This is a genomic window from Kaistella rhinocerotis (assembly GCF_030243905.1).
In the GTDB taxonomy this organism is placed as follows: Bacteria; Bacteroidota; Bacteroidia; order Flavobacteriales; family Weeksellaceae; genus Kaistella; species Kaistella rhinocerotis.
In genome coordinates this window covers 514,244-536,285 of record NZ_JASSYY010000001.1, presented here as the reverse complement: position 1 = coordinate 536,285, position 22,042 = coordinate 514,244, and the positions used below count along the sequence as shown (strand labels likewise).

The following is a 22,042-nucleotide window of genomic DNA, read 5'->3' as shown; positions in this document are numbered from 1 at the left end:
CCACATTTTGCAGTTGTGGGTTTTTATTTTTGTATCATGCAAACAGAAACTTTAATTGTAATTCCAGACCTCCACGGAAATCCCATATGGAAAGAAATTGTCAGCCAAAAAAAATACAGGAAAATAGTCTTTCTGGGAGACTATTTCGACAGCCGCAATTTTAATATTGGCATTGATGCCGAACTGAACAATTTTGCAGAAATACTCAAATTCAGAGAAGAAAATTCGGATAAAGTGATTATGCTGTGCGGAAACCACGACCTTCATTATCTAAGCGGAGTCTTCAGCATGTCCAGTGGATACCAGCCGGAACATTCGGAAAAGATCAATGCGGTATTGCAGCCCCTATACGAATCACAAATCTTAAAAATGACCCACTACGATTCTCATACAGAAACAATGTTTTCGCACGCGGGCATTTCAAGACTTTGGTTTGAGAATTTATTCGGAAATGAATTATATAATCCTTCAGAGATGGAAAACCTCATAAATCTACTTTTTTGGAAGCACCCAGAGGTATTTGAATACCTGCATTCAGAGGATGACTGTGATTTAAGTGGCGAATCCGAGAAGGAAGGTCCCTGTTGGATACGGCCTTTCAGTCTTCTGCAGAATCTCTTACCTATCACACAGGTAGTGGGTCACACGCAACAAAAAGTAATAACGAAGATCGGGAATGTGTATTTTACCGACACACTAAACAGCGGAACTGGTACATTGCAATTATAAATTTCTGATAATCTTCTTACAAACCCCACAAATTGCAGTTGTGGAGTTTTTACTTTGCCTTAATAAATTCAGACAAATGGAGCATCAGCAAGAAAAAATTAGCCGGGAGGCATTACTTAAGTTAATTAAAACGGGTTTAACTGTTTTAAAACTCCCAAAAACCGATGGTGTAAAAGACGAAATGGTGAAATATCGAATTTCTCGAAAAAACACTGCGGGGACAGAGGAGTTCGTAGAGATCTTTACCGAAGATGAACTTATAGAAATGTTAGAAGTCTTTAAGATAATATAATATGAAACCAAAACTACCCCTAATCAGCTACATTGTCACGACCAGATTTTTAACTAACAGTGAAGGCCTGCGCTATCTTCACAAAGAAGTTTTTACAGATGAAGACCCACGAATATCAAAGAATAATGCCGTAGAATATTATAATGCGGCAATCGAATGTTTAGCGGATACGAAAGAAATTTTGGTGCACAAATCGGATACGTATTCAAAGAAGAAGATTGTCTATAAGGATCCCGAAGCTTTCAATGGAGGTGTGGCGATTTTTTTGCGCTTAAACACTGATGCAGTCATTAGCGGGAATGTTTACCATGCAGGAAGAACATTTCTTATCAATGTTTTTTGCGATCTGGACAAGCATATTGCGGTCAAAAGGTTTACAGCTAAGAAAATCGAACAGCAATTTTGGAATAAGAAGAGTTCATCAAAATTCGGTCAGCAATCTACAATCAATGATTTATTGGTAAGAAAGGGCATTAAAAAAGATTTGCGAGACACCAGATTATTGGAAAGAATTTCATTAGCTGATTCTGCAACGATGCAATTGATTAAAAGTGTTGATGAAATAGAGCTGATTCCCGAAAGTATTTGTGCGTTCCTGAATACTGATGGTGGCGAAATCGTTATTGGAAAAGACGAACATCTGATGCCGACAGGATTTTTGACCAATGTCGAATTTAAAAAATATAAAGATGTTTTTTCCACAACCGTCTTTACGATGTTTTCAAACTTTACAGAAATGATAGAATTTGATACAAAGCAGATCAACGGAACATTATTTTACTACCTTAAAATCGAAAAATCCGCAACTCCAGCCTTTCTGTCAGATAAAGATGGGTGCGATTTTTATTACCGTAATCTCGCTGGAAATGTGCGTGATTTCGATAGGACGGATTGATTCAGGAATTCCGGGTGATGGCATTTTCCCAATAACCTATAAACTGCATTCTTAAAGTATCAGGTTCAATAATTTTTAGCGACCAGCTTCGGGAAAGCAGTTCTTTCATCAGATCTAAAGTCGGCAATATATACAGTTCAATTTGTATTGCTGTTGCGGTTTCCTGCACGATAATCTGCGAATGATGAATCGGGTTTGATTTAATGTAATTTCCATCGCGAAGGTCAAATTCCAAAACCACTTTTTGGGGTTGGCTTTGTGAGTAATTTCCATTTGCGTCCTGATACTGGGTGAACATTCCGAAAGCATGTTCAAAAGGTCTTTCAAAATTGATATTTTCAGGTTGGAAGGTATTATTCGTAAGTTTAAAATCTTGAATTCTGTCAAGCGCAAAAATTTTAAAGTCAGTTTCCGGAACATCTTTGTCTTTAGCCAAAATATACCATCTGAAATCTTTAAGCTTCATTTTATACGGCTGAATCTCATAATTTTTTTCTGATTGATTTTCATAATTATAGTAAGTTATCCTGCATTCCAGGTAGCCTTCGCACGCCTTAAGGATATCCTGGAAAAAATCGGTTCCCGTGAAATTGCGGCTTTCATAAATGATCGTTTCAGGCAAGATGGTTTCAGAATTCTGGCTTAATATTAAAGCCATACTCCGGGAAAAATCATTAATAAAAGTATTGTCAAGCTCTGAAAGATTGTCAATTTTATATCCTTTACCACGAACGAATTTTAAGTGTGCACCAATTTCATTTTTAATAAAATCAATATCTCTGTCAAGCGTGTTCTCAGAAATTTTAACATCGAATTTCTGTGCAACCTTTTCAATAATTTGATTTCTTGATGGAAAAATATTCCGCCGGTTTTTTTCCTGGATGAGGGAAAGAATAAAAATTTGCCTCTGAAAGGTGTTTATTGACATAAAAGTGCTTTGCTCAAAAATAGTCACAAAATTTACGATTTCAAAGGAAAACAATCCGAAAGAGACGGTTTCCAGATCCTCCGAATGTCGGTAGAGAACGGTGTTCCGTGCCTGACTTCGATGGATACGGTAGAAGCTATTTTAAAAAGTGATCGAGAGTATGAGTTTTAAAATGGAGCAGATGTAAAATCTGGATCTTTATAAATGAAGACGCACCGGGGAGGGCGCGTTTTTTGGGCGTTGGGTGGCCCCGAGGCCTTCGAGGCCCTCGAGAGCCTCAGGCATCGGATCCATCGGGGGTCGGAGCGCGGGGGTTAGCATGAGAAGAGCCAGTTGGCCAAATTTTTTTTGTCATTGTAAATCATGAACCTTCCAAAAGGGAAGTTTGGGTTTTGGCAGAGCCTCTTTTCCACGACTTCAATAGCTTCCATTTAAGCCACCGGAAAATCCGGAAAACTTTCATAAGTAAAAGAAAAACCACCTTTAAGGTGGTTTCTGAGCGAAGCCGAAGAATAAAAGAAGTTCTTTTTTTACAAGGTTGTCAAATCTAAGCTCGTGGTTCAATTACGAAACCATTTAAATTGAATACCGAATCCGCGCATGCCTTTTAAATAAAAGTAATCGGTTATTCAAGTCTAAATTGGTCCTAAAAAAAGACGCTCCTGAAAGAGCGTCTTGTTTATAGTTTAAAAATACTTGAAGAGTAGTATTAACACATCAGTTGCGGATTTTTATCATCACATAACCCGACAGGATGCGGCCGTCTGAAACCACAATATAGTACCAGTAATTTCCGGTCGGAAGGTGGCGGCTAAGGTGGCGGCCGTTCCAGGAGAATGCGCCGTTCACTTTCTGGTCGAGCACCACGGTGCCGAAACGGTCGATGACCCGCACGTGGCTTCCCGGATAGTTCTCGATGCCTTCAACGACCCAGTTATCATTAATACCATCGGCATTCGGTGTGAACACGTTGCTGATGATAAAGATGGTAAAGGCTTTTTGCGCCGTCGCGCAGGGCTGGGTGCCACTTCTTACAATAGCAGTGTGATTGCCGGCAGGAACGTTATGGAATGTATTTGATGCCTGCCAGCTAATGCCGTCGATGGAGTATTCAAACATTCCGTTTCCGGCCACGATGATATGGACCGTTGTGTTTTCAATCTTAATGTCGCTGATGACCGGAAGTTCGACCTGTTTTACATTCACCGATTTTGTAGTGCTGCAACCCACTGCATTAGTCACTGTAAGGGTATAGACTCCGGTACGGTCTGCGTTTACGGTCTGCTGACTGCTTAGTGCTGTGCCATTATAAGTCCAGACAAACGTAGTTCCGGTCGGTTGATTTCCCGGATCTAACTTCACAAAACTGCCCGGGCAGTATTCTGCATCTGGCGGCAGGTTGACGATGGGCGAAGCTTTCAGCGGAAGCGTGAGTTTAGCCCGCGCGGCACATCCGGCAGCCGATTTGATTTCCACATACACGATATTCTGCCCCACCGACAGGGTGTATTGCCCAGGATTGTTAATAAGCATATTATTCCGGTCATAATAGGTGAAAGTATAGGCTGCCGCGTTTGGTACCAAGTTCCCCTGATACTGTTTCAGATCTGTCTTTTTAGTCCCGATCTCATCCGCACAGTCGGAGGGGGCCAGGTAGTCTGTTGCCGGAATATTGGTGACCACAAGTGATACCGTGACTGCCAGCCGGTTTATACTTTCGCAGCCGTTTTCAGTCTGCGTGGCAAAGTATGTTGTACCATCCTGCAGCAGCGTACTGGCAGGCAACGGCGTAGAGGAGGTCGGACTGCTGAACCATTTTATCAGACTTCCGGTTACGTTCAGGTCTGATAGTTTTGCCAGCTGACTCACACAGAAGACCTGTGCGGCTGGCCCTGTGGGTGCGAGGGTACTGTAAATGATGATTTTTACCGGAGCCCTTTCACTTTCGCATGATGAGAGCGTTTGAGTCACATAATAGGTCGCCCCATCTACAAGGGTAGTGGTCACAGGCAAACTTGTGCCGCCAACGGCAGATGAATACCATTTCAGTTGGGTTCCGCTCGCCGTGAGATTACCTACTGTAGCCTGTTGCTGGACGCAGAAATTCTGAGTTGCACTGACGAGAGGTTTCGGCGTCGGATTGCTGAATGGAGATACCGTAATAAGGCTCGTTTCGGAAATGCATCCCAGGCTGTTTTTAATTTTAATCGGGTATGTATTGGGTGTCAATCCTGTAAAGGTATTGGCCGATTGCCAGGTCAGTCCGCCATCTTTACTGTATTGGGCAGCGCTTTGATTGACCACGATGGTGGCTGACGGATTTGCACAGTCGATTTGCTGGACTATTGCGCTTGGCAGTGGTGGCGTGTCTGAAGGTACATTCACCGTTACCGATACTGCACCCGATTCGCATCCCGCACTGTTCTTCACTTTCAGGCTGTAGGTTCCGGGTGCAAGCGGTCCTGAGACAGGATTGCCCGAATAGGTCACGCCATTGTCGAAACTGTACTGATTTTCTGTTGAAGTGATGGTCACCGTACCAAACGGACTGGTACACGATACTGGCTGAACTACTGCAAACAGCGGAAGAGTTGGCGCGTTGGGTGGAGGGGCCACGGTGGCAAGTGTTGCCGGTGAAGAACATCCCGTTGACGACAGCTTGATTCGCACCTTGTAAACACCCGGCGCAAGGTTGACCGAAGACTGTGAAACCCACGTAGCTCCATCATCAAAACTGTAGAGTGCGGCCGCAGAAATAACAGAAACTGTACCGTTGGATACGGCACAGCCGGAAGGCGCCGAAACCGCGATCTGCGGCGCTGCAGGTGTAATCGGCTGCGTATTCACAGTTGCAATTCCGGCCACGGAAATACATCCCGCAGCATCTTTGATCATCAGGCTGTAAGTTCCGGGTGCCACACCGCTTTTGGTATTCGAAGTTCCGTAGGTGATGCCATTATCAAAACTGTATTCTGCTGCCGGTGTGGTGATCTGCAGCGAGCCTAATGCATTGCCACAGTCGGGTTGCTGTATCGTAAATGCCGGAGCAGGCAGTGGTGCCTGCGGACTTACAGTTACCGAAGTTACATCCGAAAGGCATCCGGCGGCGTTCTTGATTTTAATTTTATAAACTCCGGGTGCAAGGCCGCTTTTTGTATTTGAATAGACAAAGGTGAGTCCGTCATCAAAGCTGTACGTGGCGGCGCCGGTCGTGACTGTAACAGTTCCTGTCGCGACGCTGCAGGTAGGATTTGTCACTGTAACCGCAGGTGCGGCGATGGTTGTCCCCGAATTCAGCGTAACGGCCACCGGTGCAGATTCACAGCCGTAGGTGCTCGTCCTTATCCGGATGATATAAGTGCCCGCACCGATGTTACTTTTTACCGGATCGGTAGTCCAGCTGGCACCGTCGTTAAAGGTATAGCTGATGCCGGTAGTGCTGATGGTGATTTTTCCGTCGGTCGCATCGCAGGCCGTGGGTTGGGAAACCGTAAACTGAGGGGTTGGAGGCGTATTCGGTGCCGAACTGATATACACATATGCATTCTGTGAGACACAGCCCGAAGTGTTTTTCACGAGGACGTTATAGCTGCCCGCGCTGAGGTTGTCTTTCACCGGATTGGTCGTCCAGGTAGCCCCGTTGTCGAAACTGTACTGGTCTGCAATGGTATTGATGAAAATGCTTCCTTTCGGAACTGCACAGGTAGGCTGTATGGCGGTAACGCTCGGCGGATTAAGGAAAAATTTATTAATTGAAACTGATGTTGCTGTGGAGATGCATCCTGCCGAATTTTTAATCTTAATATTATAATAGCCCGGTGCAGGATTAAGCATTACGGGGCTTGTAACCCAGGTGGTGCCATTGTCAAACGAGTATTGCGCGGCCTGGGACACGACAGTAATACTGCCGGAATCTGCGCACGTAGGCTGCACGGTCTTTACAAATGGATTCGGGAGGAAAAACTGAGTGATCGATACACTCATATCGTACGGATTTGAGGTACAACCCTGCGCGTTCTTTATGACCACTCTGTAGTAACCGGAGGTAAGATTGTTAATCTCATTCGAGGTTCCCCAGGTCTGTCCGCCATCAAAACTGTACATCGCCGCCGGCGTCATGATTTTGATGCTTCCCTTTATGGTACACGTTGGCTGCACAATACTTACATTGGGTTTCGGAAGATAATATTTCTGTAGGCTGACCGAGACACCGTATGAAACAGATTTGCATCCCTGGGCATTCTGGATCACCAGTGAGTAGTACCCGTCAGTGAGGTTTGTGAAGACAGGATTGCTGCTCCAGGTCTGGCCACCATCGATGCTGTACTGTGCGGAAGGGGTGGTAAATGTGATGGTACCGCCCGTGCCACAGGTTGGCTGTACAAGGGTATATGTGGGATTTGGCAGGTAAAACTGCTTGATATTGACCGATGTACTGCTTGAGATGCAGGTTCCGCTCTTTATCATCACATAATAATAACCGGAAGTGAGATTGTCTTTGATTGGCGAAGTGCTCCACGTGTAGCCGCCATCAAAACTGTACGATGTACCTGGCGTCTTAACAGTAATACTGCCATTAACTCCACATGAAGGCTGGATTACGGTAACGTCCGGGCTCGCGAGCGCTGTATCGCTAAGCGAGACATAAATGACCTGAGAAGTACAGCCCGCTGCATTTTTTGTCATCAGATAATAAGTCACATTCGGCGCCAGACCGGTGAATACCGGATTAGTGGTCCACGTAGTTCCACTGTTGATACTGTAAAACGCCGCCGGAGAAGTGAATGTGATGCTTCCCACATTACCACAGCTTGGATTCACCACTGTATATTGAGGTTGTGGAAGATAGGTTTGATAAAAGTAAATATAATTAGCATCTGAGACACAATTCTGTGCATTCTTAATCATGACCTGATAACTGCTGCCTGTAAGATTTGTAAACACATTGGAGGCAGACCATGTGGTTCCGCCATTGATGCTGTAGAACGCGGCCGGTGTATTTACCGTGATGCTTGCCGGGGTGGTACATGTGGGAGAAACAAAAGTAACATCGGGTTGTGGCAGTTTTACTTCCTGAAGGTAGACCCAGGCACCGGAAGATTTACAGCCAAGGCTGTTTTTCACCATGATTTGGTGACTTCCCGCTGGTAGGGTTTTGGTATTCGCTGTTTCCCATGTCACACCGCCATCATAGCTGTAGAAATCTGAAACTGAATTGATCGTGATGCTTCCGCTAACGCCGCAGCTCGGGTGAACCACGGTATAATATGGACTCTCGATCTGAGGTTCATAAAGATATACTGTCGAGGTCTGCGAAACGCATCCCGCCGCATTTTTAATTTTAATCCGGTAGGTGCCTGCCGGCAGGTCTTTCATATTGCTGGTCGTCCAGGTTGCACCGTTATCGAAACTGTACATGTCGGCTTCGGTGCTGATGTAGATCGTACCGTCGGCACCGCAGGTAGGCTGGATCACACTGTACTGTGCAGAAGTGTTTTGAAACGGCCTTAGATAGATACTTGAGAAATAAGAAGTACAGCCCAGGCTGTTCTTTATGCCCACCGAGAAGTTGCCGGACATCAGGTTCGAAAGTGTATTGCTGGTAACCCATGTTTGTCCCGCATCAAACGTATAAAAATCTGCAGGCGTGTTGATCGTAATCGAACCTGGTACTGAACACGCCGGTTCAGTTACTGTAAAATCCGGATTTCCGAGTGTGTTGCTCGTAATATTGACCACCTGTGCATTTGAAATACATCCCGAGATATCTTTGGTGCGCACCGAATAATTTCCCGGTGCCAGGCCGGTTGCCGTGGAGCTGGTTCCCCAGGTCACACCATTGTCGAAACTGTAATATGCCGCAGAGTTACTTACGGTGATCGTGCCTTTATCACCACAAAATTTAGGCTGCACTGCGCTGCAGCTCGGGTAAGCGGTAAGAACGGGCGTGATGACTGCTTCCTGCGCATAGGAGGTACATCCGGTAGCTGTCTTGATCATCACTTTATATGTTCCGGGGTATAAACCTGTTTTTACAGGGTTGTTTACCCAGGTGTTCCCGTTGTCGAAACTGTAATGCAGGGCAGGTGAAGTCACTTTAATGGTTCCGCTGGTGACAAAGCAGGAAGGTTGGGTAATCTCCAGCGTCGGGCTCACCGCCGTCTGGCTCGGCTCAATGCTCACCTGTGCCGTGCTAGAGCAGCCAAAACTGTCGGTTACAGTAACCGAATAAATTCCTGTAGCTGAAACGGTGATGTTCTGTGTGGTTTCACCCGTGCTCCAGAGGTATGTAGCGCCCGATGAAGCTTTCAGGACCGTACTTCCCGAACATACGTTGAGGATTCCGGTGATGGTCGCGGTAGGGTTTTTGACTTCAAGGTTTACCGGAATGATTTTATAACAGCCGGGATCTTTCGTAACTCTCGCATACAGTACCGCAGAAACAGAACTGTAGTTGGTGAAATTTGAAATTGCACCGGTATTGTTAAAGGCACCATTGTAATCTGTAAAATAGGTAAAGGTCAGACCGCTGGTGGCGGGCACAATCAGCGCGTTCAGGTCATTGAGGTTGAAGTTTTCGCTGCCGTTATGATCACTGTCACATTTTGAAAGTTTTGCGGTGGTTACGGCGATGTCGCAGCCACCGGAACAGTTGAGGAAACTGATGTCCCAACCCGGATTGGCATCCGAATCGGTGGCTGATGCAAATATTGCCGTATTGCCCGCACTGCTTCCACAGCCCGTTCCGCCGCCTGATGCTGCCACATCGAAATCTGCGGTGACGCTCACATTGTAATTTGCGTTCGCGGTATTGGGGAAATTCTGCGGCAATAGCGTAAAACAGAACTTTTTATTCACCGTATCCAGTGTGGTGGGTGCGGTGGTCGTGTAAATTGCATTTCCGGCCGGATCGAGGAGTTTCAGCGTAAGTGTTTTCAAAGTGGCCGCAACACCACCCGAATTAGGAAGCGTATAGCTGCCGCAAACCTGCAGTGGCAAAGCCGGGCAGATTTTGTAGAGCGGATCGGTTTCCACAGAGCCTACGAAGCTTTCAGTGGACTGCAGCATGCAGATATCATCCACATAAGCATAGCCGAAATGTCCGCCCAGGCCGCATCTCGACGCCATAAATTCTACGGTGAACTCTTCATTGTTGGGAATGGAGGAAATATCCAGAATTCCGGACTGCCACTTTGCGGTGTACAGCGTGACATAGCCGTAGCCGCCAGAAGGAACTTTGGTGAAAATACAGTTTTTCTCATCGCCCACCAGACAGAATTCGCTCACCACAATGCCGTCTTTATTTATCACTCTGGCTTTGAAGTAGGCCTGGTTATCGGTATGGCTACTGTCATATACAGACTGTAGTACCGCCTTGTAATTAAACTTTAACTGGTTCTCATTGTTGGTTTTAAATCTTTTGCCCTGAACAATCGAACCGTAGGTGCTCGAATTGGTGTGATTGATCTTTAAAGCATACTGGTCAAAGGCTTTGATATCGCCCATGAACTCATCGATAAGATTGGAAGGTACAGACGTTGCCATCAGCTGGGTATTTCCCGGACTGTACTGCGGGATATAAGATATCGCGCTGTTGGATATCGATTTGCACTGCGTGGGACCCGGCGGTTGACCGATATTGTAAAGGAAATTCTTTATATATTGCGTGCCACCTACAGTTTCTGTCTGCTCGAAACCGCCGTTCGTACACATTTCCACCGCTGTTTGGGTCGCTTTGTGCAGATGAGAATGTTCCTGCTGAACCTTTGCAGCCCTTTCTCTCAGGAATTTTTCCTGAGCAGCGGTACCTTTTATTATTTTGCCGTTCGAATCTTCGAAAATTCCTTGTCGAAGGTCGTTGGACGAAGTGGTTTGAGCAAAAGTAATTTGAAATAAGAGAAGTGAAACGAACAGGTAAAAATTCCTCATCAGCGGTGTTTACAAATGGAACATTAAATGTTAAAAAAATCTTAAAATATCGGACGCTAATATATACAAATTTGGAACAGGTAATTGTATGAATTAATTCATATCGCACGGTCTTCTAATAATCTGAATCCGAACGGAATACCACAAAAAATGAATAAGTTTAGGGCAGATTTCTGAAACTTTACGATCCCTTCAGATGAAATGAACAATTCCCTTAAGCCTAAAATTCAAACCAAAGCACATGTAAAAATTCACTTGTGTATGCCTGAAAATTTCTATCTTTAAAAAAAAATCCCATGAAAAAACTATTGATTGCAGCTTTAATCTCATCCTCGCTGTTTGCGTTCGCGCAGCACAATCTGCCGGCAGCCAGCCCGCGACAGTCAGTAGAACAGCAGTTTTCTACCACCAAGATTTCAGTAGATTATGGCCGGCCGGGTGTAAAAGGCAGAAAGATCTTCGGCGACCTGGTACCCTATAATAAGGTGTGGAGAGCGGGTGCCAACAGTTCTACTAAAATTACCTTTGCACAGCCTGTCAACTTCGGCGGAAAAACGGTGCCGGCCGGAACTTACGGTTTGTTCGTGATTCCTACAGAAAAGGAGTGGAAAGTCATCCTGAACAAAGATGCGCAGCAGTGGGGCGCATACGCCTATGACGAAAAACTGAATGTCACCGAAATTACCGTGCCTGTACAGAAACTCGCGGAAAAGCAGGAGTGGTTCGGTATCGAACTCACTCCCATGGACGACAATTCTGTAGATATGGTGGTGAAATGGGACCAAACTAAGGTAACGGTTCCTGTGAAAGCGGCAAATCCTGATGCGGTGGCAAAAGTGGTTGAAAAGCTGAAAGAAATCCGCCAGATTGAACGTGATGCGGCAGCTAAGAAATAAACGGAATATATTCCCTAGCTTACCAACTTAAATTTCAATTTAAATGTCTCGAATTTTTGGGACATTTTTTTATTTAATCTTAAAAAAATACCTGTTCAGTTTTCGGTTGTAAAGATTTTTCCGCGCGCTTAAATTTGCTTTAAATTTACGTGATGGAAATTTCAAACGAAATAATGTATCAGGCCTCGTTCAACAAAAACCCCGAGTTTGAAGGCGTTTTTTGGATGGGCGTGAAAACCACCGGAATCTTCTGCCGGCCAACGTGCACCGCGCGCAAACCGAAGTTTGAAAATGTGGAATTTTTCAATACGACCAAAGAGGCCATCCTGAAAGGTTACCGGCCATGCAAAGTCTGTAAACCTCTAGAAAATCCCGACGAGACCCCGGTCGGAATCCAAAGTTTACTAAATGAACTGGCGGCTGATCCGTCCTTGAAGTTTAAAGATTATAATCTGGTGGAAAGAGGTCTGGAGCCCGCCACGGTTCGCCGCTGGTTTCTGAAACATCACGGAATCACTTTTCACGCCTTTCAGCGGATGTTTAAGCTGAATTCGGCTTTTAAAAAACTGAATTCCGGCGACAATGTGACCGCTGCGGCTTTTGATAGTGGTTATGAAAGTCTGAGCGGTTTTAATGACAGTTTTAAAAACATCTTTGGCGTGTCGCCGAAAAATTCAAAAAGTGAGAAGGTTGTCGATTTGAAAAGAATCGAAACGCCGCTTGGAACCATGATCGCGTGCGCTGATGAAAACGGAATCTGCATGCTCGAGTTTTCCGACAGAAAAGCGCTGCCCACAGAATTAAAGGAGATTTCAAAACATTTTAATGCGAATATCATTCAGGGTGAAAATCCACATTTTAAAATTTTAGAACAGGAACTTGTCGAATATTTCGCAGGCAAAAGACAGATTTTCACCGTGCCGCTTTCCCTTGTGGGTACAGAATTCCAGAAGAAAGTATGGGAAGTACTTCGCGGAATTCCGTACGGGACCACCAGAAGCTACCAACAGCAGGCAAATATTTTAGGCAATCCGAAAGCGGTGCGTGCCGTGGCGAATGCAAACGGCCTGAACAAAATTTCAATCATCATCCCATGTCACCGCGTGATTGGGACCAATGGTACGCTCACCGGCTACGGCGGTGGCATCTGGCGCAAGCAGAAATTGCTTGAGCTCGAGCAAGCCTTGCTTTTCTAAGGCAAACTGCTTAATTCTGTCCAAAAGGATTTGTCAAAATCATTATCTTTAATGAAAAAAGGTATGGAAAACTTTCTGCAGCCAACACTTGAAAATGAGGAGGTAAAACTTGTTCCGCTTCAGGAAATTGATTTTGAAATGTTGTACGAAGTAGCTTCTGACCCGAAAGTCTGGGAAATGCATCCCAATAAAAACCGCTACGAACGCGAGGTCTTTAAAAAGTTCTTTGAAGGTGCGATACTTTCCTGCGGTGCATTTTTAATTTTCGATAAAACCAGCGGGGGAAGTGGCCGGCAGTACCCGGTTTTACGATTTTGATGAAGCAGAAAACTCAATATTCATTGGCTATACCTTTTACGGCACAAAATTTTGGGGCTCCAAAATCAATCCGAAGGTCAAGAAACTGATGCTCGATTATATATTCAAATATGTGCGATTGGTTAAATTCCACGTCGGAGCAGAAAACTGGCGTTCGCGAACGGCCATGGAAAGACTTGGTGCAGAGCTGAAGGGCGAAATAGTGGTGGCCTACCACGGCGAACCCGACCGTAAAAATGTAGAATACTGGATTTCTAAAGAAGACTGGCTCACCAAGCCCAATCTGCATTGAATTATTTGGCGGAACACTGCTGCAAAAATTCAGCACCGTAATAAAAGATGAAAAGCCAGGCGATGCCTTTCAGGGTGAAAAAGATCAGGCCGCCAATCCCGACGCGTTTTAGCCATATTTTCATTTTCGAATTGGTGTCGCCGTTTTGTTGCTGATTCTCCATTTTTAAATTTTCTGCGGCAAAGATAAAATGATATTTTTAAGGTTCATTTAAATTTTCCCGTTTGGCAAAAATTTGTAAATTAGGGCATCTTTAAAATAAAATTAAACATGACCGAACAAACCACGGATTACGGTATTCCGCAAATGCTGAAAAATTTAGGAATCTCAAATGAAAATAATGGTGTCTCTGCTGGCGGAGCTTTTTTTGCCACGGGCGACATGCTCGAAAGTTTTTCGCCAACTGACGGACAGCTGATTTCTAAAGTTAAAACTGCCAATCCTGAGGATTATCAAACAGTAATTGAGAAAGCAAAATCTGCTTTCAAGGAATTCCGCATGGTTCCGGCCCCGAAAAGAGGGGAGCTGGTTCGTCAGTTCGGTTTGAAACTCCGTGAGTACAAGGATGATTTGGGAAAACTCGTTTCCTATGAAATGGGGAAGTCCTTGCAGGAAGGTCTGGGTGAAGTGCAGGAAATGATCGATATCTGTGATTTTGCGGTAGGACTTTCGCGGCAGCTTCACGGTTACACTATGCATTCCGAACGTCCCGGCCACCGCATGTACGAGCAGTATCATCCGCTGGGAATTGTCGGTATTATCTCGGCTTTTAATTTCCCGGTGGCTGTTTGGTCCTGGAATACGGCGCTTTCGTGGATTTGTGGAAATGTCACCATCTGGAAACCTTCAGAAAAAACTCCGCTTTGCGCCATCGCCTGCCAAAATATCATCAATGAAGTATTAAAAGAGAACAATATGCCTGAGGGCATTTCTACGATGATTGTGGGCGACCATAAAATCGGTGAAATGCTTGTTAGTGATAAGAATGTAGCACTTATTTCCTTCACCGGATCTACCAAAGTAGGTCGTACTGTCGGAAAAAACGTGGCGGAAAGATTCGGCAAATCAATTTTAGAACTTGGCGGAAACAACGCAATCATCATTACCGAAAATGCCGATCTGGATATGTCGATTATTGGCGCTGTTTTTGGCGCAGTAGGCACTGCAGGGCAGAGATGTACTTCGACAAGAAGGCTCATCATCCATGATTCTGTGTATGACGAAGTGAAAAACCGTCTGGTACAGGCTTACGGCCAGTTGAAGATCGGGAATCCACTGGACGAAAACAATCATGTAGGTCCGCTTATCGACCAAGATGCGGTGAAGCAATACCTTGATTCAATAGAAAGATGCAAGCAAGAAGGCGGAAATTTTATCGTAGAAGGCGGCGTGCTGGAAGGTGACGGCTATGAATCCGGATGTTATGTGAAACCCTGCATTGCAGAAGTTGAAAACTCGTACGAGATCGTGCAGCACGAAACCTTTGCTCCGATCCTGTATTTAATTAAATACAAAACGCTCGAAGAGGCGATCGCACTTCAGAATGATGTTCCGCAAGGATTAAGTTCGGCTATCATGACGCAAAACCTCCGCGAAGCTGAACTGTTTTTATCCCACGCCGGATCAGACTGCGGTATAGCCAATGTAAATATCGGGACTTCAGGCGCTGAAATCGGCGGTGCATTCGGTGGTGAAAAAGAGACCGGAGGTGGCCGGGAATCGGGTTCCGATGTATGGAAATATTACATGAGACGCCAGACCAATACCATTAATTATACAGCCAGCCTGCCCTTAGCCCAGGGAATCAAATTCGACTTAAGCGGTGACGCGAAGAACGAAACAGACGCTGTTTAATCCTTTTATTTCATCTAACTAATTCAATTTTCAGCTATGAACGACGTACTCGCTTCTTCACCTCAAACTACCAATAAAGTAAAGGAAACACTTGGCAAACATATGCTTGCAGACGGTTTCGATTTCGTAATGGATTTCGAAAAATCTAAGGGCAGCTGGATTCACGACAGCCTGAGCGGCCGGGATTTCCTGGATATGTTTTCAATGTTTGGCTCGGCTTCCATCGGTTACAACCATCCTTATTTAATGGAAAGATCTGCGTGGCTCGGCAAACTTGCCGTGAACAAACCCACGCTTGCAGATGTATATTCGCAGGAATTTGCAGATTTTATGGACGTGTTTTCGCGCGTTGCCATTCCTAAAGAATTACAGTACACCTTTTTTATCGAAGGCGGCGCCTTAGCGGTCGAAAATGCGATGAAAGCGTGTTTTGACTGGAAGACGCGCAAGAATTTTGAGAAAGGTCTCGATCTGGAAGCCGGAATCTGCATCCATTTCAAGCAAGCTTTTCACGGGCGAAGTGGCTATACATTAAGCCTAACAAACACGTCGGATCCGCGTAAACATCAGTATTTCCCGAAATTCGACTGGCCAAGGATCACGAATCCGCACCTCACTTTCCCGGTTACCGAGGAGAATTTGGAAGAAACCATCAAGAACGAACAGCTTGCGCTGCTGCATATTCAGGAAGCAATCATCAGTAACCCAAATCAGGTGGCGTGCATCATTATTGAACCTATCCAGGCCGAAGGTGGTGACCACCATTTCCGCGACGAGTTTTTCACCGGCTTGCGTGAAATCTGCGACGAAAATGAGGTTTTGTTGATTTTTGATGAAGTGCAGACCGGAATCGGAATCACCGGTAAAATGTGGGCGTTCGAACATTTCACGGCTAAACCTGACATTATTTCATTTGGGAAAAAGACACAGGTTTGCGGGGTTTTGGCCAACAAAGAGAAATTTGATGAAATACCACAGAATGTATTCCGCGAAAGTTCGAGAATCAATTCCACATTCGGCGGTAATTTTGTGGACATGCTGCGTTTTCAACTGACTTTGGAAGTTATTGAGAAAGAAAACCTCGTAGAGAACGCCAGAATTGTTGGTGAATATTTGCTGGATGGCCTTCAGAAATTAGCGGCCGAATATCCGCAGACTTTCTCGAACGCGCGTGGCCGCGGTCTCATGTGCGCCATCGATTTGCCAACCGGGATGATGCGTGACCGCCTTAGAGAGATTCTTTACGATGACGGGTTAATTCTGTTGGCTTGCGGCGACCGCTCTGTGCGCTTCCGTCCTCACCTGAATGTAAAAACAAATGAAATTCAGATTGCATTGGATAAAATGGCAGCAAATATTGAGAAAATTTAAATTATGATTAAAGAAATTTTAAATTTTTTGTAATTTAATATTACTTTAACATTTATTTCAAGATTTAAATTGTAATTTTAGAATTCAAAAATAGAGTAGTGTATGGAAAGAGAGACAAGGGTATCGGTTTTTGAAAGTGAAAATGCGTCGGAAATCCAATTAATGAGGTCAAAACTGGAAAATCAGGAAATCCCCGTATTTGTAAATGATAAATATATGTCTTTCACTACGACGCCTACTGCTAATACGATCCGCCTTATGGTAAACCTCACGGATGAGCAGAAAGCCTTTGAAATCATCGATGAATTTTTGAAAAATTCAGACACTAAAATGAATACTAACCCCTAATTATAGATTCATAATTTAAATTTTACGTTTTACAGAAACCGGAGCTCAACTATTTGAGTTCCGGTTTTTTATTGGGAAATGTGTTTTTGGAGTTAATTAATTGCAGAGCAAAATATTTGGATTAAAGTATCTCTACAATTTTTCCTTCATCATCTTGATGAATACAGAAGGTTTCAGGTCGAACTTGCGGCGGAAATTATCCGAAAAGTTTTCGGCACTGGAGAATCCGGCAATTGACGCCAGTTCTTTCACATCCATATTCAGGTATTTCACGTCGGTTTTCAGGTGCTCAATGATATAATCGAGTCGCAGATCGTTGATGTAAAGCGTGAAGTTTTTGCCTTTGTAGGTATTGATGATTTTTGAAAAGTAAGTGGAATTGGTTCCAAGCTCCTCACTCAGCAGCTTTTGCGAAACCTGAGAATCGAGGAATTTGTTTTCCTTCTCAAAAATTTCAAGTTGTTGCAGGATGTTTTCTACAAAAATTGGGTTGAGCCCCGGAATTTTGTTGTAAAAATCATAATCCAGTTTCTGTTGGTCTTCGAATTTTCCGTCTTCAATCACCGTTGCGCTCACTTCGGCGGGGTGATCATCCCGCTGAGCCAAGATCTCTTCGAAGCGTTTCTTGTAATTCTGCTTTTCATTATAAATCCTGAAACCAAAAAACACAAAACCAGCGATGAGCAGTGCGACAAGTCCCACGAACATGATCCGCTGTTTCTGCAGGGTGTTCTCAATCCGGTTTTTTTCTGCCACCAGTTTGTTCGTATCATATTCCTTTACGATTCTTTGGTAGAGGTACTTATAATTTTTCTCGTAGGAACGGTCGAGTACCATCAGCTTGTCAATGTATTCGAGCTGCTTTTCAGTATTTCCGGCGGCTTTATAGTAGGTAATTAAAATTTCATAGGCCGAACGGAACTGCGGATCCAGTTTTTTAGTTTTGGTATAATGTTTATCGATTTCCTCGAGGTATTTTATTGCCAATTTCTGCTTTCCCGTGTGCCAGTAGGAAAGACCGAGGTAATAGACTTCGGTGTTATGCGGCCATTGGTCGTTGTAGAGCCGGATGGCTTCGGAAAGTTTTGAGATGGCGGTTTCGTAATCTTTCTTGTAGTAAGCGGTAGTACCTTCAGAGGAGATGAAGTATGGTAAATATTGATCAAGCTTGTTTTCTTGAATGTAAGAAAAGGCTTCGTCTAATAATACTTTGTTTTCAGTGAATCCGCCAAGCCTGGTGTTGGAATCAATTAAGCTTAGTAGAGAGTATAGGTAGTAAATTTCGTAGTTCTTTCCAAGTGAGGTTTTTGTTTGAAGATTATTTTTGAAAAAACTAACACATGTTTCCAGTTCTTTCTTTGCATCTTCATAATGCCCAAGATATATCTTGTTTTGTCCGATAAAATAGATCGTCTTATTATATATGTATTCGTCCTGTGAAGTTTGAGAAAGTTTATTAGCAATCAAAATATCACTCAATGCCTGTTGGTAGAGTTCTTCAGACATTTGAATAATGCCCCGATTTAAGTATGCGTCAAGTTGGAGTTTACTTATTCCGGAGTTTTTTGCCGTTTCCAGCGCGCGATCAGCAAACTCTAAGTTGCGAGGATACTTACTATTGATACTGGCATACCGATAAGCATAGAATAGCGATTCATTATTTTTTTCCTTTAATGACTTTTCTATGTAAATATTTATAAGTTGCCACAATTTATCCGAATCATTTGTGTTCGAATCAATCAATTTTTCTATTTCTTCATTGCTCAGATTAGCATATTTAGTGTCTTGTGCATAAATATTTATGCAAAAGGTGATGCAGAAAAGAAAAATTACAAGGCGGAAAAACTTCAACAGCATAAAACCGTAATAAAATGATTAGCAGGTAGATAAATCATTTTTCATCATTTGTTTTACAATAATACTGCTATTTTTTTTAAAATCCGCCATCAATTTTATGAATTACTTGTTATTTTTTATAAACTAACGGTTGCAAAACTTGCGGTGCATCTGGTGGCTGTCCTACATTTGTCAAAAATAAAACGCATGAAAAAATTTGCACTTATCGCAGCCGTAGTTTTCACTACCTATACATTAGAGTCTTGCAGACAGCCAGACGAAGCATTATCACCAACAGAGGCCGCCACTTTAAAAATAGTACAGGATTCTACAAGTAAATTAGACGACAGTCACAACGTACAGGGTACGAATACAGAACCAGCAGGAACTTCAAATCTTGAAGTCGATGGGGAAATTATTCCACCTCCAAAAAAGTAACCCCCTAATCTATATATTTTTTTTTTCATCATTTGTGTTTGGTTCTTCCGCGCTTGTCGCGGAAGAATCTTTTTTATACCAACCTGTACACCACGGGCGTTTTGTTGGCTGCAAAAATAAACATTCCATAATGATAATTTTTACCCTGTTAAATTATTATTTCCGTAAAATTGGGAATTGGGCTGTGGCAAACCATATCATTTATTTATATTTGTAAAAACGAAGATTCATATGGAAGCCCCTTATATAGAAACACAGGAAGTCTCCTTCCGCGATTTCAGAAACTCGGTGATTGAAGATTACAGACTCGGCAGAATATCCCGCGAGATGTCTTATCTGGGCCGCCGTGAAGTTCTTACCGGAAAAGCAAAATTTGGAATATTCGGTGACGGTAAAGAGTTGCCGCAATTGGCAATGGCTAAAGTTTTCCGAAACGGAGATTTCCGCTCAGGTTATTACCGTGACCAGACTTTTGCGATGGCGATCAACGCTGTAAGCGTCGAAAGTTTCTTTGCTCAGCTTTATGCTGACACGAGCGTAGACCGGGAGCCGGCTTCGGCCGGCCGCCAGATGAATGGGCATTATGCGACAAGAAGTCTTAATGAAGACGGTTCCTGGAAAAACCTGATGCAGCAGAAAAACATTTCTTCTGATATTTCCCCAACTGCCGGACAGATGCCGCGTTTGCTTGGGCTTGCATTGGCTTCCAATATATATAAGAGTGTAAAGTTTGAAGGTTCTGAAAAATTTTCTAACGGCGGAAATGAAGTCGCATTCGGTACTATAGGTGACGCATCCACTGCGGAAGGACATTTTTGGGAATCTCTAAATGCCGCGTGTGCGCTGCAGGTGCCAATGATTGTATCGATCTGGGACGACGGATACGGAATTTCTGTCCCGACACAAAATCAGCGTGCAAAAGCCGACATCGCTGAAATGCTGTCGGGTTTTCAAAGAAAAGAAGGCGAGAACCAAGGTTGTGAGATCATTCAGGTAAAAGCTTGGGATTATCCTGCATTGCTCGATGCTTATGCACGTGCAGAACATTTTGCAAGAACCGAAAGTGTTCCGGTAGTCGTGCATGTGATAGAAGTTACGCAGCCGCAGGGGCATTCAACTTCGGGTTCACATGAGCGTTATAAAAATGAAGAGAGATTAAAATGGGAAGGTGAATTTGATGGCCTGGCGAAGTTCCGCGAGTGGATCTTAGACTATGCGATCGAAATCGAAGGAAAAGACGAAAGCCTTGCCACTGCAGAAGAGCTCGATGCAATTGATAATGAGGCGAAAAGATTCGTAAAAGAAGGGCAGAAAAAAGCCTGGGAAAATTACCAGAAGCCCATTAGCGACCTTACAAACACAATCCTACCGCTTGTAGAAAAATTAAAGGAAGCGAATCCGGAGGTATCATCGGAAATTGAAAAATTCAGTAAAATAATTGCCGTAGCCAAGAAAGATATCTTCCATCTGGCGAGAAAAACGCTTCTACTGACCCGTGATAACGATTCAGCAGACAGACAGGCACTTGCAGCCAAACTTGATGAGATCTATGCTGTAGAAAAGGACAATTACTCCTCACATCTCTACTCGCAATCGATGCTGAAAGCTACCAATGTACAGGAAGTTCCGGCAGTTTACAGCGATAATTCGGAGACTGTGGACGGACGTGTAGTTGTTCGGAATAATTTTGATAAAATCTTTGAAAAATATCCTGAAACCTTAGTTTTTGGTGAAGACGCCGGAAATATCGGTGACGTAAACCAGGGACTTGAAGGATTGCAGGAAAAATATGGTGACGTTCGTATCGCTGATACGGGGATCCGCGAGGCAACCATCCTCGGTCAGGGTATCGGTATGGCGATGCGAGGCCTTAGACCAATTGCCGAAATTCAGTATTTAGATTACATTCTTTACTGCCTGCAAGGCATGAGCGATGATTTGGCAACCGTTCAGTACAGAACGAAAGGCGGACAAAAAGCACCTGTTATTATCCGCACGCGCGGACACCGACTCGAGGGTGTATGGCATTCAGGTTCACCGATGGCCGGAATCATCAATCTGTCAAAAGGAATTCTGATCCTGGTTCCGCGGAACCTTACAAAGGCTGCCGGATTCTATAATACGATGCTGCAAAGTGACGAACCCGCGCTTATTGTGGAATGTCTCAATGGTTACCGTCTTAAAGAAAAACAGCCTGAAAACCTCGGCGAATTCACCGTTCCGGTTGGAAAAATCGAAATTACGAAAGAGGGCAGAGACGTCACGTTAGTAACGTACGGTTCTACCTGGAGACTGGTAATGGAAGCCGCTACGGAGCTTGAGAAAATTGGGATTTCGGCGGAAGTGATCGATGTGCAGTCACTTATCCCATTCGATTTGACTCACGAAATTGCTGAAAGCGTGAAGAAAACCAACCGTCTTGTCGTAATCGATGAAGACGTGGAAGGTGGAACATCCGCTTTCATCCTTCAGCAAATCCTTGAAAAGCAGAAAGCTTTCCGTTATCTGGATTCAGATCCACTCACGATCAGTGCCGAAAACCACCGTCCGGCGTATGCTAGTGACGGCGATTACTTCAGCAAACCGAGTGTGGACGACATCGTGGAGAAGGTCTATGCGGTATTCAATGAAAGCGATCCCGCGAAATTTCCGCAGATTTAATTTTCAGAAAACTTAAAATAAAAAGCAAACTTCGGTTTGCTTTTTTTCTGGCAGAGAGG

Annotated in this window: 17 protein-coding genes; 13 read left to right on the top strand and 4 right to left on the bottom strand. The window is 44.0% G+C overall.

Going from position 1 to position 22,042, the window contains the following annotated elements:
- Nucleotides 1–36 precede the first annotated feature (36 nt).
- From QEP06_RS02460 to QEP06_RS02450, 3 genes are all read left to right on the top strand, one after another.
- Complete coding sequence (locus QEP06_RS02460; protein WP_285268923.1) at nucleotides 37–729, top strand: metallophosphoesterase; 693 nt, start codon at nucleotides 37–39, stop codon at nucleotides 727–729.
- 76 nt (nucleotides 730–805) lie between these two features.
- Entirely contained in the window at nucleotides 806–1,021 is a 216-nt protein-coding gene (locus tag QEP06_RS02455; RefSeq protein WP_285268922.1) for a hypothetical protein, read from the top strand.
- A gap of 1 nt (nucleotide 1,022) precedes the next feature.
- Nucleotides 1,023–1,916 carry an AlbA family DNA-binding domain-containing protein gene (locus QEP06_RS02450; protein ID WP_285268921.1) on the top strand — a complete coding sequence of 298 codons (894 nt, stop codon included), beginning with the start codon at nucleotides 1,023–1,025 and terminating at the stop codon, nucleotides 1,914–1,916.
- Nucleotide 1,917: 1 nt separating this feature from the next.
- Here the strand turns inward: QEP06_RS02450 and QEP06_RS02445 are convergent, their stop codons facing one another.
- Complete coding sequence (locus tag QEP06_RS02445; RefSeq protein ID WP_285268920.1) at nucleotides 1,918–2,574, bottom strand: WYL domain-containing protein; 657 nt, start codon at nucleotides 2,572–2,574, stop codon at nucleotides 1,918–1,920.
- 279 nt (nucleotides 2,575–2,853) lie between these two features.
- On the opposite strand from QEP06_RS02445, the gene QEP06_RS02440 reads away from it, so the two are divergent.
- The gene (locus tag QEP06_RS02440) at nucleotides 2,854–3,015 is read left to right on the top strand and encodes a hypothetical protein (RefSeq protein ID WP_285268919.1); all 162 of its coding nucleotides are present in this window, start codon (nucleotides 2,854–2,856) and stop codon (nucleotides 3,013–3,015) included.
- Nucleotides 3,016–3,561: 546 nt separating this feature from the next.
- On the opposite strand, the gene QEP06_RS02435 is transcribed toward QEP06_RS02440, so the two are convergent.
- Nucleotides 3,562–10,773, bottom strand: a complete 7,212-nt coding sequence (locus QEP06_RS02435) for a T9SS type B sorting domain-containing protein (protein WP_285268918.1) — start codon at nucleotides 10,771–10,773, stop codon at nucleotides 3,562–3,564.
- A 296-nt stretch (nucleotides 10,774–11,069) separates the two neighbouring features.
- On the opposite strand from QEP06_RS02435, the gene QEP06_RS02430 reads away from it, so the two are divergent.
- From QEP06_RS02430 to QEP06_RS11650, 4 genes are all read left to right on the top strand, one after another.
- Nucleotides 11,070–11,669, top strand: a complete 600-nt coding sequence (locus tag QEP06_RS02430; RefSeq protein WP_285268917.1) for a DUF2911 domain-containing protein — start codon at nucleotides 11,070–11,072, stop codon at nucleotides 11,667–11,669.
- A gap of 152 nt (nucleotides 11,670–11,821) precedes the next feature.
- Complete coding sequence (locus QEP06_RS11660; RefSeq protein ID WP_341850005.1) at nucleotides 11,822–12,865, top strand: bifunctional transcriptional activator/DNA repair enzyme AdaA; 1,044 nt, start codon at nucleotides 11,822–11,824, stop codon at nucleotides 12,863–12,865.
- A 51-nt stretch (nucleotides 12,866–12,916) separates the two neighbouring features.
- A complete protein-coding gene (locus QEP06_RS11655; protein ID WP_341850004.1) occupies nucleotides 12,917–13,183 on the top strand; it encodes a GNAT family N-acetyltransferase in 267 nt (88 codons plus the stop codon).
- A complete protein-coding gene (locus QEP06_RS11650) occupies nucleotides 13,152–13,475 on the top strand; it encodes a GNAT family N-acetyltransferase (RefSeq protein ID WP_341850003.1) in 324 nt (107 codons plus the stop codon). Before QEP06_RS11655 ends, QEP06_RS11650 begins: the two co-directional genes overlap by 32 nt.
- A gap of 1 nt (nucleotide 13,476) precedes the next feature.
- Here QEP06_RS11650 and QEP06_RS02410 read toward each other — a convergent pair whose 3' ends face one another.
- Nucleotides 13,477–13,638, bottom strand: coding sequence for a hypothetical protein (locus QEP06_RS02410; RefSeq protein WP_251833233.1), 162 nt, complete (start codon nucleotides 13,636–13,638; stop codon nucleotides 13,477–13,479).
- A gap of 107 nt (nucleotides 13,639–13,745) precedes the next feature.
- On the opposite strand from QEP06_RS02410, the gene amaB reads away from it, so the two are divergent.
- The 3 genes from amaB to QEP06_RS02395 all read left to right on the top strand — a co-directional run bounded on the left by amaB (nucleotide 13,746) and on the right by QEP06_RS02395 (nucleotide 17,048).
- Complete coding sequence (gene amaB, locus QEP06_RS02405; RefSeq protein ID WP_285268916.1) at nucleotides 13,746–15,329, top strand: L-piperidine-6-carboxylate dehydrogenase; 1,584 nt, start codon at nucleotides 13,746–13,748, stop codon at nucleotides 15,327–15,329.
- A 36-nt stretch (nucleotides 15,330–15,365) separates the two neighbouring features.
- A complete protein-coding gene (gene lat / locus QEP06_RS02400) occupies nucleotides 15,366–16,700 on the top strand; it encodes an L-lysine 6-transaminase (protein WP_285268915.1) in 1,335 nt (444 codons plus the stop codon).
- Nucleotides 16,701–16,802: 102 nt separating this feature from the next.
- Entirely contained in the window at nucleotides 16,803–17,048 is a 246-nt protein-coding gene (locus QEP06_RS02395) for a putative signal transducing protein (protein ID WP_285268914.1), read from the top strand.
- A gap of 132 nt (nucleotides 17,049–17,180) precedes the next feature.
- Here the strand turns inward: QEP06_RS02395 and QEP06_RS02390 are convergent, their stop codons facing one another.
- A complete protein-coding gene (locus tag QEP06_RS02390; RefSeq protein WP_285268913.1) occupies nucleotides 17,181–18,554 on the bottom strand; it encodes a helix-turn-helix domain-containing protein in 1,374 nt (457 codons plus the stop codon).
- Nucleotides 18,555–19,091: 537 nt separating this feature from the next.
- Here QEP06_RS02390 and QEP06_RS02385 point away from each other — a divergent pair.
- Nucleotides 19,092–19,322 (top strand): hypothetical protein, encoded by a 231-nt coding sequence (locus QEP06_RS02385; RefSeq protein ID WP_285268912.1) that lies wholly within the window; start codon nucleotides 19,092–19,094, stop codon nucleotides 19,320–19,322.
- A 231-nt stretch (nucleotides 19,323–19,553) separates the two neighbouring features.
- Nucleotides 19,554–21,983, top strand: coding sequence for an alpha-ketoacid dehydrogenase subunit alpha/beta (locus QEP06_RS02380; protein WP_285268911.1), 2,430 nt, complete (start codon nucleotides 19,554–19,556; stop codon nucleotides 21,981–21,983).
- Nucleotides 21,984–22,042 lie beyond the last annotated feature (59 nt).